Raw genomic sequence first — 15,572 nt, 5'->3', positions numbered from 1 at the left:
CCTTCCTGACTGGCCCTCCCCCGGCCCCTCCCGCAAGCGGGTGGGGGGGGATATACCGGCCCCTCAACGTCAACGGCTTGTTTACCTGTCGCAATTAAAAGTGCGAGCTTGGAGTTTTGAACCAAGCGGAGCGTTAATGTCGATGAGCCATACGGCCGAAGATATTGTGAACTGGGGCACCTTTGCCGAGACCCGTACGGTTTTGGGAGAGGCCTTTGTCCGCGTGCTCGGCTATTTCCGCGAGGATGGCATTAAATCGGTCGCTGCCATCGAACAAGCGATGCGTGAACGCGATTCGGCAAAGCTGGTGCTGCCTTCGCACACGCTGAAAGGCGAAAGCTGGCAGTTTGGTGCCGAACGCCTTGCCGCACTGACCGAAGAAATTGAGGTCGCTGCGCGCCATTATGTCGAAATTCGGCAGGGCCCCGAAGAGCTGGTCGAAAAAGTCGTGCAGTTGCGCCCTCTGTTTGAGGCCACATTGAGCGCGTTGGAGTCCGAGGCCAGCCCGCTGGTCGAACGTCGTGCCCAGTTTGGGGCGCGAACCATGGGCCAGTCACAGTTCGGTCGGCTGTAACAACCTGATTTTCAGCCTTCTGCGGGCTTTGACTGCAGCTGGATGTAATTCTGGATGCCCATCTGGTCGATCATTTCGATCTGCGTCTCCAGCGTATCCACATGCTCTTCCTCGCTTTCGAGGATCTCGGCGAACAGATCGCGGCTGACATAATCGCGCACGCTTTCACAATGCGCGATCGCATCTTTGAGCATCGGTATCGCCTCATTCTCTAGCTCGAGGTCGGCACGCAGGATTTCCTCCACCGTCTCGCCGATCTTCAGCCGACCTAGCATCTGGAAATTGGGTAGCCCCTCCAGAAACAGGATACGCTCTGCCAGCTTGTCGGCATGCTTCATCTCGTCGATCGATTCGTGGCGTTCAAGTTCGGCTAGCTTTTTGACGCCCATATTGTCGAGCAGGCGATAGTGCAGCCAATATTGGTTGATCGCGGTCAGCTCGTTCTTGAGCGCTTCGTTGAGAAATTCGATGACCTTGCTATCGCCCTTCATGGTCGTTCTCCTGAAATAGGTTGCACTCAGAATAGGTCGAAGACAGCGGTTCTGAAAGCAGGAAAAGCTCCGTAACCGGCGCTGATACACTTGGATAAGCTGGCGCTATTGCTAGGCCGTTGCAGCTTTAACGCTGATTAGGTCGCGCGCGAAAGACAGGCATTGCCCGCATTTGGGCTTGCGACCCAGCCTTGCATAGACATCCGCCGGTTTTTCACTGTCGCAACGCACCGCGGCGCGCAGGTCTTTTTCGCGGATGGCATTGCATACACAGACGATCATGAGAATCGCCTTAGCGTTAATGCGAATTGATTGCAATAGCAATTAGGCGGGCCGCCTATTTTCTGAGCGGCTGAAGCTTCGCGCGCGCCAGACTGCGCCACAGCCATTCAAACGGGCCATATTGGAACCGATCCAGCCAGGGCTTTGACCACAGCAGCATCAGCGCCCAGGCGCCCAGTACGAAGAACCACAGGCTGGCGCGGCCGACCTGATTATACAGCCCCAGTCCATAGCCGTAGAATATCGTCGACATCAGAATGCTGGTGCCCAGATAGTTGGTGAAGGCGGCGCGACCGGCGGCAACAACCCGACCGATGAACGCCGAACCTGCGAAGGACTGGATTGCCATGATCAGCAGCGCGGCATAGCCGATTGTCATCAACAACCGTGGAACCATGCTCCACGCCAGGAAATTGCCCAACGTCGTGATCAGGTCATAGCCGCTCGATACCACCCACAGCGCCAGCCCGACCGAGACCAAAAGACCGGGGATCAGCATCTTGCGGGCCCAGCCCGCATAGTCACCGCGTTCCCACTCACCGGTCAGAAAACCGTTTTTCTTCATCGCCATGCCGAGCATCATCAGCGGCAATGTTTCGGTGATAGATTGCAGGATCAGGAACAGCAGATTGCTGATGTCGCCCCATCGGCGCGCGACGATGTCAGCATAGCTTCCGGTATAGGCCGCGATTTCGGCGCTGGCATCTATACTGAAGTCGGGGCTTTCGACGACTTCCTTATATTGCGCCACTATCGACGCGTCCGCACCGGGCTGCGTTGCCATATATTGCATAGACTGCAGCGCGCCAAATTGCAGTGCGTAGAGCAGGAAACCAAGGCCATAGATGATCAGCGCCCATTTGATCAGCCGCTTCGCCTCCCAATTGCGGAACAGATAGGCGATGCAGCCGATCACGGCATAAAGGAACAGGATATCGCCCCACCAGATGAAGAGATAATGGGCGAGGCCAAAGAGCAGCAGCCAGATCATCCGCGAATAATGGACTTTAGCCGGATTCTCGCTTTTGGCTTCGGCGCGCTCGATAATCAGCGCCATGCTCGCCCCGAACAGCAGCGAGAATAGCCCGCGCATCTTGCCGTCGATGAATATGAAGGAGAGGAACCAGCTCACCTTGTCCGCAGCACTGTCGCCGCCATAGGTGCCGGGCGCGACATAGGCCCATTCAGGGAGCGCAAAAGCAATGATATTCATCGCCAATATCCCCATCACCGCAAAGCCACGCAGCGCGTCCAATGTGATGTGGCGGGTTGCAAGCGCTTGGCTGGACATGATTTTCCTTCCCCTGTATTAAGCCATCAATACAGTTGGGGCGGTGATACGTCCAGTCGCTATTGATACTGACTTGCTAAGCTGCTATTAACACTCTTGTTGGTAAGAAATCCGCAACAACTGCAACATAGGTAAGGTGTTCATGGATCAGGCAATTCCCCTCTGCGACCCCGCCCGCACCGATTCGGGTTTCCGCCCGATGAAGGCGCTGCACCATTTCCGCAAACTGATCGCCGATAAGGAAGATACCGAACAGGTATTTCACATTATCGAGGCGCTGCGCGACAATCGTTTTGCAAAATCCGCCGAACATTTCTTCGCGACGCCGACGGGGAAGCAAATCCTCGGCAAGAACGAATATCTGCCGCATCTGCTCGACGATCACGATCGGCTGCGCAAATTCCCGATGGGCAGCGTCGCCCATGCCTATTGCGACTTCATGGAGAAGGAAGGGCTGACTTCCCAAGGGCTCGTCGACGAGTTCGAAAAGTTCCAGAAAGACAAGCCGCGCTATAACGACATGCTCGAACGCTACAGCAATCGCCTGCGCGACACGCATGACCTATTCCATGTCCTCACCGGCTATGGCCGCGATGCGCTCGGCGAACAGTGCGTCCTCGCCTTTTCATACAGTCTGAACCCCAGCTGGGGTGTGCTGTTCCTCGCCTGGGCAGGCGCACGCGAGCTCAAAAAAACGGTTTCAACCGGCGCACCGATTTATGCCGCCGTACGCGAGGGCCAGCGCCTGGGTCGCCTCGCGAAAAGCCCCGCACATCAGGATATCGAAGTTTTGCTCGGAATGCCGCTGGCGGAAGCTCGCAAGCAGCTGAACATCGGCGAGCCGGTGACCTATAAGCGCGCCCACGCCATCATGCGTGGTGAAGGCATCGATCCTTATGATTTGCTGGGTGTGCAGAAGGCTGCTGCCTAACGCAATTCCTTGCGGATCACGAGTTTGAGGCCGGACCAGACGGCATCGACCGCGCACACCTTCACATCGACCCAGCCCATAGGCAGGGCAAGTTCGCGAATGGTGTCTTCGGTAATGTCGGTCGGGACCTTGGCCGCCTTTTTGGGCCAGCTGATCCAGAGCTGACCAGCAGGGTCGATAGTGTGGCGTAGATTCGTTAGCCGTTCGGCCAGCACCGCCTTTTCAGTCACGAAAACATGCGCTGCGTCGACGCCTTTTGTGGGTTCGACTTCTTCATTGAAGGTCAGGCCGAAACTCGCAATCTCGGCACGCACACTGTCCGGCATGTCCTCAAACCAGACGCGCATGCCATCTTTCAGGCTCAGCTTCTTCGCCAGCGGGGTTCCGGAATAGCCCGCTGCCGCAGCCATCAGGCTTCCATCCAGTCCTTGAAGAAACTCTCATGTGCCGTGCGCAGTTCGGAGAGTGACACCAGCGAGCCGTTGATGCGAATACCGTCCCCACCAACGGTGCCGATCGGTTCGAAAGGCACCTTGTCACGATCGAGTGGCTTGTTCGCCGGATAGGTTACCAAATAGCGCGACTGGGTTTCGTTGAAGGCAAAAGCTGTATCCATCGGCGAAAGCTCAACGCCGATGCCGCTTGCCAGCGCCATTTCGGCCACCGCGACCAGCAGTCCGCCATCCGATATGTCGTGGACCGCCGTGACCGCGCCATCGGCAATCAACTGGCGCACAATGCTGCCATTCAGTCGCTCGTCGGCCAGATCGACAAAGGGCGGATCGCCATCTTCGCGGCCATGGATTTCGCGCAGCCACAGCGACTGTCCCATCTCCGGATAGTTCGGACCGATGACCGCGAGGATTTCGCCTTCGGCCTTGAAGCCGATGGTCGCCATCTTTGCAATATCATCTAGCAGACCTACCCCGCCGATAGCTGGCGTCGGCAGAATCGCACTGCCCCCACCGGTCGCTTTGCTTTCGTTGTAGAGCGACACATTGCCCGACACGATCGGATAGTCGAGCGCGCGACAAGCATCACCCATGCCTTCCAAGGCGCCCACAAATTGCGCCATGATTTCGGGGCGCTGCGGGTTGGCGAAGTTGAGGCAGTTGGTGATTGCGAGCGGCGTCGCACCGACCGCGCTGATGTTGCGATAGGTCTCAGCCACCGCCTGCTTGCCGCCTTCATAAGGGTCAGCATAGACATAGCGCGGGGTGCAATCGGTCGACATCGCGAGCGCCTTTTTATGCCCATGCACACGCACGACCGCCGCATCGCCGCCCGATTTCTGCGCGGTATCCGCACCAACCTGGCTGTCATATTGCTGCCAGATCCAGGCCCGGCTGGCGAGATCGGGAGAGGCCATCAGCTTGAGCAGGTCTGCGCCCAGATCGGCCGATTGCGGGATATCGCCCAGCGGTTTGACCTTGGCCCAGGCCTTATATTCCTCACGGCTCATCGCGGGCCGATCATATTGCGGCGCATCGTCGGCGAGCGGGCCGAGCGGGATGTCGCACACCACTTCGCCATTCCATTCGAGCACCATATGGCCCCCATCCTCAAGGGCTTCGGTCACTTCGCCGATCACCGCGAAGTCGAGTTCCCATTTGTCGAAAATCGCCTGCGCCATCGGCTCCTTGCCGGGTTTCAACACCATCAGCATGCGTTCCTGCGATTCGGACAGCATCATTTCATAGGGCGTCATCCCGGTTTCGCGCTGCGGCACCTTGTTCATATCAAGCCGGATGCCGCACCCGCCCTTCGACGCCATTTCGACGCTGGAGGAGGTCAGGCCCGCCGCACCCATATCCTGAATCGCGACAATCGCATCTGTCGCCATCAGTTCGAGGCAGGCTTCGATCAGCAGCTTCTCGGTAAAGGGATCGCCCACCTGCACCGTCGGGCGCTTTTCCTCGGCATCCTCGCCAAAATCAGCGCTCGCCATGGTCGCGCCGTGGATGCCATCGCGCCCGGTTTTTGAACCCACATAGACGATCGGATTGCCGATACCCGTCGCGGCCGAATAGAAAATCTTGTCCTGATCCGCGACCCCCACGGTCATCGCGTTGACAAGGATGTTGCCGTCATAGGCGGAGTGGAAATTGGTCTCGCCGCCCACGGTCGGCACGCCGACGCAATTGCCATAGCCGCCGATTCCGGCGACCACGCCCTGCACCAGATGCTTCATCTTGGGGTGATCGGGGCGACCAAAACGCAGTGCGTTCATGTTTGCCACGGGTCGCGCGCCCATGGTGAACACGTCGCGCAGGATCCCGCCAACACCGGTCGCGGCACCCTGATAGGGTTCGATGTAAGACGGGTGATTGTGCGACTCCATCTTGAAGATCGCCGCCTGTCCGTCGCCAATATCGATCACACCGGCATTTTCGCCAGGACCACAAATCACCCACGGCGCTTCGGTCGGCAGCTTTTTCAAATGGATGCGCGACGATTTATAGCTGCAATGCTCCGACCACATCACCGAGAAAATACCGAGCTCGACCAGATTGGGCTCACGCCCCATCGCATTCAGGATGCGCGCATATTCTTCTTCGTTGAGGCCGTGGTCGGCGACGACTTGCGGGGTGATCTCGGAGGCGGTCTGGGTCATGCGCGGCGCTTTAGCGTTGCATGCTGCCTTTAGCCAGCCTGTTTGCGGCCTTCGCTGCGATAAACCCACCATGCGGCAAGCGTAATCAGGCCAAAGGCGACGAATGCAAGAAGGCTGGTGCCCGTAGTCACTTCTGGTTCGACTGGGCCGAACCAGTTGACCGCCTGAAACAACAGCATCACGCCGGCCAGCACAGCCAAGGGCAGCGTCCCGGGTTTTGCCACTTTCGCATAAAGCCAGAGCGAGCCGAAAGTCAGGAGCAGTTCGAGCGGCATTTCGATCAGCGGATGGTTCCAGAGACCCAGCCCCAGCTTGGGCGGGCTGCCCGCCAGCGTCAGGTCAGGCACATGTACCAGCAAGTCGAGGAACCAGTGTGACAAAACCACGAGGGCTGAGAGAATGCCCGCCGTCCGGCTCTTCGAAACCAACGAAACCAAACCGCCAAACACGATGGCAAACACCGCCGATCCCAAAAGGCTGTGTGTATAGGGCATGTGATAGAGGTCCATCGGGTTCATCACCGCAATCCCCGGCGTCACCCGCATCTTTTCGATGCCCGTCAGCAACAGCCCGAAAAAGGCCCAGTCGACTAGCTGTGCGCCGATAAACAGCACCGGCAGGCTGGGTGCATCCTTATGGCGCGCGGCAATCATCGCCGGTGCGAAATGTCCGATAAACATGGCTTGTCCCTCCCCTGCATCGGAAGAATAGCGGCGGCCGAGCGATGCGCAAGAAAAAGGGGCCGACAAGCGACCCCTTCCTCTATTCAAATGAGGGCAGCCTCAGTTGCTTTTGCAGGTCTGCGCGCCTTTGTCGGCAAGCTTGAGGTTGATCTGCTTGCCGCTACCCGACAGCATGGTCTTGCCATCTTCGGATTTCAGCGGGCCTGCGGGCGCTTCGGCTGCCGGTGCAGCTGCGCCTTCAGCAGGTGCGGCAGGCTTTTCACCGCTCACGCGAACGGCGGCGGCGGTTTTGTCACCGACGCGAATGTCAGCGGCTTCATTCTGGCCGAGGAAGTCGACATGGACGATGGTGTTGTCGGCGCAACGATAGGTCGCCTGCGAAGTGATTGCCGGAGGCATTTCCGCGGCGGGTGCAGCAGCCGCTTCGGTAGCAGCGGTAGCTTCACCTTCGGCAGCGGGGGTTTCAGACTTGTTGCATGCCGCTAACGCCAGCATGGACAACGGGGCGATGAGGAGAATGGATTTCTTCATAGAGTCGGGACTTTGCACGAGCTTTGTTACCGCGGAAAGTAAAATCAGCTCCAGCCGTCGACGAAGCGAAACCCTTGACCGGCAAGCTGCCCCGCGCCAAAGCTGAAGCATGTCGACAGATAACCCAGAACCAAGCTTCGAAGCCGCCCTGAAAGCGTTGGAAGAAATTGTCCGCAAACTCGAAAGCGGCGAAGCGGCGCTCGACGAATCGATCGCTTTGTACGAACAGGGGCACAAATTGCGGGCGCAATGCCAGGCGCGGCTCGATGCTGCACAAGCGCGGATCGAGCAGATCGTGCTTGGCGCCGACGGTGCCCCTGCCGGCACCCGCCCTTTTGATGCGGATTGAATCCTGATGGGCAGCTCCGTCCCGTCGATCGATGAGGCGATTGCCGAGGTCGCAGCTGATGTCGATGCAATGTTCGGCGCGCTGCTGGCGGTTCCAACCGACGCGCGCGCAAAGTTATTTGAAGCGATGCGGCATGCGGCGATGGGTGGGGGCAAAAGGCTGCGCCCGCTGTTGGTGATCGCAACCGCTAGCATTTTCAACGTGGCGCGAACCCAATCGGTCCGCGCAGGCACGGCGGTGGAGGCGATCCACGTCTATTCGCTGGTGCACGACGATCTGCCTTGCATGGATGATGACGATATGCGACGCGGCAAACCTACTGTGCACAGGGCCTATGACGAAGCGACGGCCGTACTCGCCGGGGATTCGCTGCACGCGCTGGCCTTTGAAATCCTGTCCGATCCCGAAACCCATCCCGATCCATTTGTGCGCGGTGACCTGATCGCCACATTGGCCAAGGCGAGCGGACCTGACGGCATGGCGGGCGGGCAAATGATGGACCTTGAGGCAGAAAAATCGAGCTTCGATCTGCCGACCGTCACCCGATTGCAGGCCTTGAAAACCGGCGCCCTCATTGCCGCGAGTGTCGAAATGGGCGCAATACTCGGCCATGTGCCGCCCGAAGGCCGCGTCCATTTGCGCGGCTATGCGCGCGACATCGGCCTCGCTTTCCAGATTGTTGACGACATCATGGATGTCGAAGGTGACGAGGCGCTGGCAGGCAAGGCGTTGCACAAGGATGCCGATGCCGGGAAAGCGACCTTTGTCTCGCTTATGGGGCTGGAGCGCGCCAAGCAGCAGGCCGAAATGCTGGTCGAACAATCGATCAATCATCTGGCCAGTTATGGCCGCGAGGCGGACCTGCTGCGCGGTATTGCGCGCTATGTGCTCGAACGGGACCGTTAAGGGGGAGGGAAACATGAAGCGTATCGGCGTCTATCCGGGAACTTTCGATCCCATCACCCTAGGCCATATGGACATCATCGCGCGCGGCGCAAAACTGGTCGACGAACTGGTGATCGGCGTGACCACAAATATTGCGAAATCGCCTATGTTCAACGATGACGAACGGATGGCGATGGTCGAGCGCGAAGTTAAGAGCCAGGGCATCAGCAACACGCGCGTCGTCGGCTTCAATTCGTTGCTGATGGACTTTGCCGATGCGCAGGGTGCAGCGGTTGTCATCCGCGGCATTCGCGGGGTGACCGACTTCGAATATGAATATCAACTCACCGGCATGAACCGGCAGTTGAATGACCGGGTGGAAACCATCTTCCTGATGGCCGATGTTGCACTGCAACCCATCGCCAGCCGACTGGTCAAGGAAATCGCGCTTTATGGCGGCGACATACGCAAATTTGTGACACCTGCCGTCAAGCAGGAGGTTGTGGCGCGTGTTGCGGCAAACAAGGGCGCTGCCTAAGCCGGATTTTCAGGCAGTTTCAGAAACTCTTTCGGAACATGGATTGCCTTGGCTGCAAGCTGGATCTCGCGCACAAACAGGATCAGCGCACCCGCAAGCAATGCCAGCGACAGCATGAAGACGGCAACGATCGCGCCCGTCAGCGAAATGGTGCTGAGGCCCATCAGGAACAACAATCCGATCATGATGCTGACGGTGATCGCCGACAGCACCGAAAAGAGGATAGACAGCTCAACCGCCTTCATCCTTCGGTGCGACAGGCGCAATTCCGCAACCAGTTTCGCCAGCTCGTCGCCCGACGCCTTGCCATGCCGATCCTGTAGGTCGCGCGCTCGATCGACGATTCGCGAAAGGCGACCAGTCAAGACATTCAACAGGCTGCCGACTGCAACCAGCAGAAAAGCAGGAGTCAAAGCGGTCTGGAGGACCGAGATAACTGTCTGAAGATCGCCGGAAATCTGTCCGTTCACGCAATTACGCCATAGCTGGCTGCGGTATCACGCAACTCGGTTTTCAGCAGTTTGCCGATGTGGCTGCGCGGCATTTCGTCGATCTGGTAGAGCGCGGACAGACGCTGGGTCTTGCCCAGTTGGTCGTTCGCCGCTTTCAGCAACGCGTCGGTATCCAGCTTCACGCCCTTGCCGCCAGTGACAAAGCCAACCGGTGTTTCGCCCCAGCGTTCGCTGGGCACGCCGATGACAGCAGCTTCTTCAACGCCCGGAAGGCCGAGCAATATGCCCTCAAGGTCAACTGGATAGATGTTGAAGCCACCCGAAATGATCATGTCCTTCGAACGCCCTAGCAATTCGACAAAGCCATCGGCATCGAGGCGACCGATGTCGCCCATCCGCTGCCAGACACTGCCATCCTCGGGATCAATCCAATAGCCTTCGCGGGTTTTGTCGGGCTGGTTCTGATAGCCCGACATCATTGTCGACGACCGCCCGACCAGTTCGCCAATTTCCCCCGCAGGCAGTCGATTGCCCGCTTCGTCGATGGTGAAAACCTCGCTGCCCTTCCACGGTATGCCAACGGTGTGTAGCTTGTCCGGATGTTCGTGCGCCTGCAGCAGGCAAACCACACCGCCTTCGGTCATCGAATAGATTTCGACCAGTCCACCCGGCCAGCGCTTTAGAACATCGGCCTTGAGCGCGGGCGCGAACGGGGCGCTAGTGCAATATTTCAGCCAATAGCTCGAAAGGTCATAATCGTCGAATTTCTCATATTCCATCAATCGCTTATATTGAACGGGCACCAGCATCGTGTGCGTGATGCGATGCTGTTGCGCGCGCTCCAAATAACCGACAGTGTCGAATTTGGGCATCAGATGCAGCGTGCCGCCATAAGCGATTGTCGGGATGACCAAGGCGAGGGTGGTGTTCGAATAGAGCGGGGTCGAGGCGAGCGAGGCCGCTTCGGGTGCGCCATAGCCGGTGTTGGCGCCGACGCAGGCATGGAGCCAACGCATCTGGCGCGAATGGATGATGCCCTTGGGGGTTCCGGTCGTGCCGCTTGAATAGATGATGTTAAACGGGTCTTTGGGGCCGCAGCCATGCGGTGCTGCTTCGGCACCTTCCTCTGCCATCCAGCCGAAAATATCCGGATTGTCGCCCAAAGGCGCATCGAGCATGATCGTTTTGACTGGCGGCAGATCGCGCCCTGTAAGGTCCGCCAGCTTGGGCGCATCGATGAACAGGTGCATCGCGCCCGAATCCTTGAGCATCGCCTCCAACTGCTGCGGCGTGGCCGAGGTGGTCAGTGGCGCGGCGCAGCCACCCGCCCGGATCGCTCCAAGATAAGCCAGTGCGTAGCGCACCGTGCTGGTGCCGAGGATAGCGACCGCCTGTCCTTTTTGCAGGCCATCGCGTTGCAATTGCGCGGCAATCCGTTCAACCAGCGCCGCAACTTCGGCCCATGTCAGACTTTCGATGCCGTCGTTCAGCGCAACCCGATCCGGCCTCTCCCGGCCCCAGGCGGCGATGAGCCCGCTATAGTCGCCAAAGGGTTTTTCCAGTTCGGCCATCGGCTCGAATGTCATCGCGTCGCTCTCCTTGTTTGCATTGTTGCTTAAGCCGACGAATCGCCAAAAGGGAAGCCCCAAATCCTTGTGGAAAAGAGCGGCTTTTCCTTGGGTTTATGCGACCCTTCCCCTATAGTCCGCCTATGCAAGAAAACAGCGAAGAGCGTACCGGCGATAGCGCCGCCAATCCCAACCAGAATGAATATGGTGCAGACAGCATCAAGGTGCTGAAAGGCCTTGATGCCGTGCGCAAACGGCCCGGCATGTATATCGGCGATACCGATGATGGTTCGGGCCTGCATCACATGGTTTTCGAAGTCTCGGACAATGCGATTGACGAGGCGCTGGCCGGGCATTGCGATCTGGTACTTATCGAACTCAATCCCGACGGCTCGGTTTCGGTCGAAGATAATGGTCGTGGCATCCCCACGGGCATGCACAAGGAAGAGGGCGTCTCCGCCGCCGAAGTCATCATGACCCAGCTGCATGCTGGCGGGAAGTTCGAGAACACGTCGGACGACAACGCCTATAAGGTTTCCGGCGGCCTGCACGGCGTCGGCGTATCGGTGGTCAACGCTTTGTCCGAATTTCTTGAACTGACCATCTGGCGTGAGGGCAAAGAGCATTGGATGCGGTTCGAGCATGGCGACGCGGTCGCCCCGCTGATCGTCAAAGGCGATGCGCCGGTGGTCGACGGAAAGCCCAAAAAGGGCACTCGCGTAACCTTCATGGCGTCAACCGACACCTTCAAGAATGTCATCGAGTTTGATTTCGACAAGCTCGAGCACCGCTATCGCGAGCTCGCCTTCCTCAATTCGGGTGTGCGCATCCTGTTGCGCGACAAGCGCCATGCCGATGTGCTCGAGCATGATCTTTATTATGAAGGCGGCATTGCGGCGTTCGTCAAATATCTCGATCGTAACAAGGTTGCGATCATGCCCGATCCGATTGCGATCTCGTCCGAACGCGACGGCATTGGCATCGATGTGTCGCTCGAATGGAACGACAGCTATTATGAAAATGTCCTCTGCTTCACCAACAATATCCCGCAGCGCGACGGCGGCACCCACCTGGCCGCCTTCCGCGCCGCGCTGACCCGCACGATCAACAATTATGGCGAAAAGTCGGGCATCCTGAAAAAGGAAAAGGTCTCGCTGACGGGTGAGGATATGCGCGAAGGGCTGACCGCGATTGTTTCGGTCAAACTGCCCGACCCCAAATTTTCGTCGCAGACCAAGGACAAGCTGGTCTCCTCCGAAGTGCGCCAACCGCTTGAAAGCCTGATGGCGGACAAGATGGCCGAATGGCTTGAGGAAAATCCTGCGCACGCCAAGACGCTGATCGGCAAGATCGTCGACGCCGCCGCCGCCCGCGAAGCTGCACGCAAAGCGCGTGAACTGACCCGGCGCAAGGGTGCGATGGACATCGCCTCGCTCCCCGGCAAACTTGCCGACTGTCAGGAACGTGATCCCGCCAAATCCGAACTGTTCCTGGTCGAAGGTGACTCGGCAGGCGGCTCTGCCAAGCAGGGCCGCGACCGGCATTATCAGGCGATCCTGCCGCTGAAGGGTAAAATCCTGAATGTCGAACGCGCGCGTTTCGACCGGGTGATTTCGTCCAAGGAAGTCGGCACGCTGATCCAGGCGATGGGCACCGGCATCCGCGACGATTTCAACCTTGAAAAGCTGCGTTATCACAAGATCGTGATCATGACCGACGCCGATGTCGACGGCAGCCATATCCGCACATTGTTGCTCACTTTCTTCTACCGGCAGATGAAACCGATCATCGAGGCGGGGCATCTCTACATCGCGCAACCGCCGCTCTACAAGGTCGCCAAGGGGCGCAGCGAACTCTATCTGAAAGATGATGCAGCGCTCGACAATTATCTGGTCGATGCCGGGCTTGGCGGCGTGCTGCTCGAAAGTGCACAAGGGCAGCGCAGCGGCAATGATCTGGCTGCCTTGGTCGAACATGCGCGGCGGATGCGCAGCCTGATGGCCTATGTGCCACGACGCTATGACCCGACGATCATCGAGGGTCTGGCGCTGAACGGCGCATTAGGCCCCGAACTGGAGGGTACAGAACGCGAGGCCGCCGTTGCCAAGGCGGCTGCGTGGATGGACGCACAGGATAGCGAGAGCGTCTGGACGGGCCGTGTCGCCGAAGAGGGCGGCTATCATTTTGAGAAGCGTTGGCGCGGGGTTTCCGACCACCACATCATCGAACGCAGCTTCCTGATCAGCGCCGAGGCCCGCAAACTGCACCGGCTGGCGATGGAAGAGGCCGAAAGCTATTTGACGCCTGCCCGTCTGGTCAAATCGGGTGCGGCCGCAACAGAGCCCGAAGCGGACGTTGATGGTGAGGACAGCGAAGGGGTACAGAGCCCTGCGGCACGCAAGGCAACGGCGGACAAGGCGATCACCCGTCCGTCCGAACTGCTCGACGCCGTGCTGGCGGCTGGTCGCAAGGGCCTGTCGATTGCGCGCTATAAGGGGCTGGGCGAAATGAATGCCGAACAGCTTTGGGAAACCACGCTCGACCCGACGGCCCGTTCGCTGTTGCAAGTGACGATCGAAGACAGCCAGGAAGAGGGCGAGATTTTCGAAAAGCTGATGGGCGATGTGGTCGAACCACGCCGTGAATTCATTCAGGATAACGCGCTGAATGTGGCCAATCTGGACGTCTGATCGATTTGGCTAGCGGGTTTCGCCCGTCGAATTGATGGCGCTCAGCATCGGGTAGAGATCCTTGCACGCGAGTTCCAGCGCGGCCCATTGTTCGGCGGTTTGGCGCAGTTCGCCCGATGCCAGCGTTTCCAGATATTCGGCCTTGCGCTGGCCAAGATCGGTTTCGACCGCATTGGCATCATTGTCATCTGACAGCATGGCGCGCGCCGTTGCGGCAAAATCGGTAGCAACAGCCTTTTGGGCATCGCCCGCAGCCGCGCCCTCATCCCGCTCCAGACGTTCACCCTCGATGGTGTGGAACACAGCACAGCGCAGCAACGCATCATAGGTTTCCGCGTCAGCGGGTTGTGCCAGCAATAGAAGGGGAAGGATCAACATTGAAACGCCTTAGTCCAAAGTCATGACCGCCTGCTGAACAAACAGGCTCATTTGGGTTCGGAAGCCAGACCCGCTTCGTCGACAATCGCGGTGGCGGCGGGCTCAAAAGAAATGCAGGCCTGTTTCAGCTCCTCCATCTCGCGCTTATGCTGTTCGGGCTCGATCGCGACCGAATCATCGAACAGGCCCTTCACGGTTTCCTCTATCTTTGCCTCGGCTGCTTCGGGCTTGTCTTCGGGCATTTTGGCATAGGTTGCGAGCAGGAACAGGATCGCCTTCTCTTCACCGCTTTTCGCCACGTCGCTTCCCGGCTCAGCGGTCGACGCGATATAGACATGGTAAGCCGCGCATCCGGCGGCTGCATCGAACAGCGCGGCATCCTCCGTCTTTGTAGCGTCCGCATCCGGTGCGACAGGTTCGGCGGCGGCGAGCGCTGCAATCAGGAGCAGCGTGGCTGTCATCAAATGTCCTTTCGGGCTGTTTCGTCAGCGGGTGCGCGAATGCGCGCCGCTTGTCAATCGGCGGCGATCGCGGCTGCCTGCCACGCGGGGAGCGGAAGTTCGACCATATTCTCCACCCGGCGCAGTTCGACCGCAAGACCCAGATCGGGATAGCTGGTGCGCGCCTTGGCCGGATCAGCGTCGGCGGTGGGCACGACAACCAGCCGCCGGTTGACCTTTTGCCGCCAGTTCATCCGCGCGGTATTTTCCTGGCCGACATAGCAGCCCTTGGTGAACGATACTCCATTCAGCTCCGCGGCATTGGTTTCCAGCCAGAGCGTCGCATCGCTGCCCAGTTCGGCCAGCCCCTCGGGCACGCCATGCGACAGCCGGTGGGCACGGTAGAAGGGGCTGATGTCGACATCGTCCGCCGATACCGGGCCGATCCAGCGCACCCCCAATTCGGGCAAGCGCGGGTCGGTCGGGCGATCGAGGGCCGCTGCCGCCCAGAAGACGCCAACCGCCGGATCAACCGCAATCGCTATCTTACGCCGCAATCTATAGAGCGACAGTCGCCGTGTCAGCGCCTCGGCCTGTGCAGCTTCGCAATCGATCAAAATGTCGTCGGCATCCGCCCAGAGGAAGAAATCGAAAAGCGCCTTGCCCTGCGGCGTCAGCAAACCTGCCCATAGAGGCAATTCAGCCTGTGTGTCCTGTGTCACCAACCCTTGCAGAAATCCGCGCACATCCTCGCCTTCCTCCTGCGGGGAAAGGCGGATAAGGGCGCGATCGAATAATCGGGGTGCAGACATGGGTGACAGATAGCCATGATTGGCGAGAATAAAAGCCCCTCCCCTTTTGGGGAGGGGTTGGGG

The 15,572-nt window shown here is 59.0% G+C and carries 18 protein-coding genes; 6 read left to right on the top strand and 12 right to left on the bottom strand.

The window, feature by feature from the left end; genetic code table 11:
* Positions 1 to 142: 142 nt before the first annotated feature.
* Complete coding sequence (locus ABL922_RS12575) at positions 143 to 574, top strand: Hpt domain-containing protein (RefSeq protein ID WP_349024554.1); 432 nt, start codon at positions 143 to 145, stop codon at positions 572 to 574.
* A gap of 11 nt (positions 575 to 585) precedes the next feature.
* On the opposite strand, the gene bfr is transcribed toward ABL922_RS12575, so the two are convergent.
* The 3 genes from bfr to ABL922_RS12560 all read right to left on the bottom strand — a co-directional run bounded on the left by bfr (position 586) and on the right by ABL922_RS12560 (position 2,638).
* Positions 586 to 1,065: a bacterioferritin gene (gene bfr / locus ABL922_RS12570; RefSeq protein WP_349024553.1), complete on the bottom strand. Its 480-nt coding sequence runs from the start codon at positions 1,063 to 1,065 to the stop codon at positions 586 to 588.
* A gap of 111 nt (positions 1,066 to 1,176) precedes the next feature.
* Positions 1,177 to 1,347, bottom strand: a complete 171-nt coding sequence (locus ABL922_RS12565) for a (2Fe-2S)-binding protein (RefSeq protein WP_349024552.1) — start codon at positions 1,345 to 1,347, stop codon at positions 1,177 to 1,179.
* 55 nt (positions 1,348 to 1,402) lie between these two features.
* A complete protein-coding gene (locus ABL922_RS12560) occupies positions 1,403 to 2,638 on the bottom strand; it encodes a DUF418 domain-containing protein (protein ID WP_349024551.1) in 1,236 nt (411 codons plus the stop codon).
* Positions 2,639 to 2,780: 142 nt separating this feature from the next.
* Here ABL922_RS12560 and ABL922_RS12555 point away from each other — a divergent pair, with 142 nt between their 5' ends.
* Entirely contained in the window at positions 2,781 to 3,569 is a 789-nt protein-coding gene (locus tag ABL922_RS12555) for a Coq4 family protein (RefSeq protein ID WP_349024550.1), read from the top strand.
* On the opposite strand, the gene ABL922_RS12550 is transcribed toward ABL922_RS12555, so the two are convergent.
* The 4 genes from ABL922_RS12550 to ABL922_RS12535 form a co-directional block, all read right to left on the bottom strand.
* Positions 3,566 to 3,979, bottom strand: coding sequence for a hypothetical protein (locus ABL922_RS12550; protein WP_349024549.1), 414 nt, complete (start codon positions 3,977 to 3,979; stop codon positions 3,566 to 3,568). The genes ABL922_RS12555 and ABL922_RS12550 overlap by 4 nt on opposite strands.
* The gene (gene purL, locus ABL922_RS12545; RefSeq protein WP_349024548.1) at positions 3,979 to 6,183 is read right to left on the bottom strand and encodes a phosphoribosylformylglycinamidine synthase subunit PurL; all 2,205 of its coding nucleotides are present in this window, start codon (positions 6,181 to 6,183) and stop codon (positions 3,979 to 3,981) included. The genes ABL922_RS12550 and purL overlap by 1 nt, the downstream gene beginning before the upstream one ends.
* Before the next feature lie 29 nt (positions 6,184 to 6,212).
* Complete coding sequence (locus ABL922_RS12540; RefSeq protein ID WP_349024547.1) at positions 6,213 to 6,863, bottom strand: hypothetical protein; 651 nt, start codon at positions 6,861 to 6,863, stop codon at positions 6,213 to 6,215.
* Between the two features lie 102 nt (positions 6,864 to 6,965).
* Positions 6,966 to 7,397 (bottom strand): hypothetical protein, encoded by a 432-nt coding sequence (locus ABL922_RS12535; RefSeq protein WP_349024546.1) that lies wholly within the window; start codon positions 7,395 to 7,397, stop codon positions 6,966 to 6,968.
* A 109-nt stretch (positions 7,398 to 7,506) separates the two neighbouring features.
* On the opposite strand from ABL922_RS12535, the gene ABL922_RS12530 reads away from it, so the two are divergent.
* Genes ABL922_RS12530 through coaD form a run of 3 tightly spaced genes read left to right on the top strand, consistent with a single transcriptional unit; the run spans position 7,507 to position 9,169 of the window.
* Positions 7,507 to 7,746 carry an exodeoxyribonuclease VII small subunit gene (locus ABL922_RS12530; RefSeq protein ID WP_349024545.1) on the top strand — a complete coding sequence of 80 codons (240 nt, stop codon included), beginning with the start codon at positions 7,507 to 7,509 and terminating at the stop codon, positions 7,744 to 7,746.
* A 6-nt stretch (positions 7,747 to 7,752) separates the two neighbouring features.
* Positions 7,753 to 8,652 carry a polyprenyl synthetase family protein gene (locus ABL922_RS12525; protein WP_349024544.1) on the top strand — a complete coding sequence of 300 codons (900 nt, stop codon included), beginning with the start codon at positions 7,753 to 7,755 and terminating at the stop codon, positions 8,650 to 8,652.
* Positions 8,653 to 8,665: 13 nt separating this feature from the next.
* Entirely contained in the window at positions 8,666 to 9,169 is a 504-nt protein-coding gene (gene coaD / locus ABL922_RS12520) for a pantetheine-phosphate adenylyltransferase (protein WP_349024543.1), read from the top strand.
* On the opposite strand, the gene ABL922_RS12515 is transcribed toward coaD, so the two are convergent.
* Entirely contained in the window at positions 9,166 to 9,639 is a 474-nt protein-coding gene (locus tag ABL922_RS12515; protein ID WP_349024542.1) for a DUF2721 domain-containing protein, read from the bottom strand. The two genes, coaD and ABL922_RS12515, sit on opposite strands and share 4 nt — an antisense overlap.
* Positions 9,636 to 11,207, bottom strand: coding sequence for a class I adenylate-forming enzyme family protein (locus tag ABL922_RS12510; RefSeq protein ID WP_349024541.1), 1,572 nt, complete (start codon positions 11,205 to 11,207; stop codon positions 9,636 to 9,638). The genes ABL922_RS12515 and ABL922_RS12510 overlap by 4 nt, the downstream gene beginning before the upstream one ends.
* 125 nt (positions 11,208 to 11,332) lie before the next feature.
* Here ABL922_RS12510 and gyrB point away from each other — a divergent pair, with 125 nt between their 5' ends.
* On the top strand, positions 11,333 to 13,879 hold the full coding sequence (gyrB, locus tag ABL922_RS12505) for a DNA topoisomerase (ATP-hydrolyzing) subunit B (protein ID WP_349024540.1): 2,547 nt from the start codon (positions 11,333 to 11,335) through the stop codon (positions 13,877 to 13,879).
* Positions 13,880 to 13,888: 9 nt separating this feature from the next.
* Here the strand turns inward: gyrB and ABL922_RS12500 are convergent, their stop codons facing one another.
* From ABL922_RS12500 to ABL922_RS12490, 3 genes are read right to left on the bottom strand one after another with little or no spacing between them, the layout of a single operon-like run.
* Positions 13,889 to 14,257: a hypothetical protein gene (locus ABL922_RS12500; RefSeq protein WP_349024539.1), complete on the bottom strand. Its 369-nt coding sequence runs from the start codon at positions 14,255 to 14,257 to the stop codon at positions 13,889 to 13,891.
* 47 nt (positions 14,258 to 14,304) lie between these two features.
* Positions 14,305 to 14,718, bottom strand: a complete 414-nt coding sequence (locus ABL922_RS12495) for a hypothetical protein (RefSeq protein ID WP_349024538.1) — start codon at positions 14,716 to 14,718, stop codon at positions 14,305 to 14,307.
* 53 nt (positions 14,719 to 14,771) lie between these two features.
* Positions 14,772 to 15,509, bottom strand: a complete 738-nt coding sequence (locus tag ABL922_RS12490) for a folate-binding protein (protein ID WP_349024555.1) — start codon at positions 15,507 to 15,509, stop codon at positions 14,772 to 14,774.
* Positions 15,510 to 15,572 lie beyond the last annotated feature (63 nt).

The organism is Sphingorhabdus sp. (assembly GCF_040079335.1).
Taxonomy (GTDB): Bacteria; Pseudomonadota; Alphaproteobacteria; order Sphingomonadales; family Sphingomonadaceae; genus Sphingorhabdus_B.
Note: the sequence above shows the minus strand (reverse complement) of the source record. Positions and strands in the feature narration are given on the sequence as shown.

Excerpts from the sequence above, each read along its gene's own strand:
- gyrB (WP_349024540.1), top strand. The coding sequence starts at position 11,333 with ATGCAAGAAAACAGCGAAGAGCGTACCGGCGATAGCGCCGCCAATCCC.
- ABL922_RS12550 (WP_349024549.1), bottom strand. The coding sequence starts at position 3,979 with ATGGCTGCGGCAGCGGGCTATTCCGGAACCCCGCTGGCGAAGAAGCTG.
- ABL922_RS12560 (WP_349024551.1), bottom strand. The coding sequence starts at position 2,638 with ATGTCCAGCCAAGCGCTTGCAACCCGCCACATCACATTGGACGCGCTG.
- ABL922_RS12555 (WP_349024550.1), top strand. The coding sequence starts at position 2,781 with ATGGATCAGGCAATTCCCCTCTGCGACCCCGCCCGCACCGATTCGGGT.
- ABL922_RS12530 (WP_349024545.1), top strand. The coding sequence starts at position 7,507 with ATGTCGACAGATAACCCAGAACCAAGCTTCGAAGCCGCCCTGAAAGCG.
- ABL922_RS12495 (WP_349024538.1), bottom strand. The coding sequence starts at position 14,718 with ATGACAGCCACGCTGCTCCTGATTGCAGCGCTCGCCGCCGCCGAACCT.
- ABL922_RS12540 (WP_349024547.1), bottom strand. The coding sequence starts at position 6,863 with ATGTTTATCGGACATTTCGCACCGGCGATGATTGCCGCGCGCCATAAG.
- ABL922_RS12490 (WP_349024555.1), bottom strand. The coding sequence starts at position 15,509 with ATGTCTGCACCCCGATTATTCGATCGCGCCCTTATCCGCCTTTCCCCG.
- ABL922_RS12525 (WP_349024544.1), top strand. The coding sequence starts at position 7,753 with ATGGGCAGCTCCGTCCCGTCGATCGATGAGGCGATTGCCGAGGTCGCA.
- purL (WP_349024548.1), bottom strand. The coding sequence starts at position 6,183 with ATGACCCAGACCGCCTCCGAGATCACCCCGCAAGTCGTCGCCGACCAC.
- ABL922_RS12500 (WP_349024539.1), bottom strand. The coding sequence starts at position 14,257 with ATGTTGATCCTTCCCCTTCTATTGCTGGCACAACCCGCTGACGCGGAA.
- ABL922_RS12510 (WP_349024541.1), bottom strand. The coding sequence starts at position 11,207 with ATGACATTCGAGCCGATGGCCGAACTGGAAAAACCCTTTGGCGACTAT.
- coaD (WP_349024543.1), top strand. The coding sequence starts at position 8,666 with ATGAAGCGTATCGGCGTCTATCCGGGAACTTTCGATCCCATCACCCTA.
- ABL922_RS12535 (WP_349024546.1), bottom strand. The coding sequence starts at position 7,397 with ATGAAGAAATCCATTCTCCTCATCGCCCCGTTGTCCATGCTGGCGTTA.
- bfr (WP_349024553.1), bottom strand. The coding sequence starts at position 1,065 with ATGAAGGGCGATAGCAAGGTCATCGAATTTCTCAACGAAGCGCTCAAG.
- ABL922_RS12565 (WP_349024552.1), bottom strand. The coding sequence starts at position 1,347 with ATGATCGTCTGTGTATGCAATGCCATCCGCGAAAAAGACCTGCGCGCC.
- ABL922_RS12575 (WP_349024554.1), top strand. The coding sequence starts at position 143 with ATGAGCCATACGGCCGAAGATATTGTGAACTGGGGCACCTTTGCCGAG.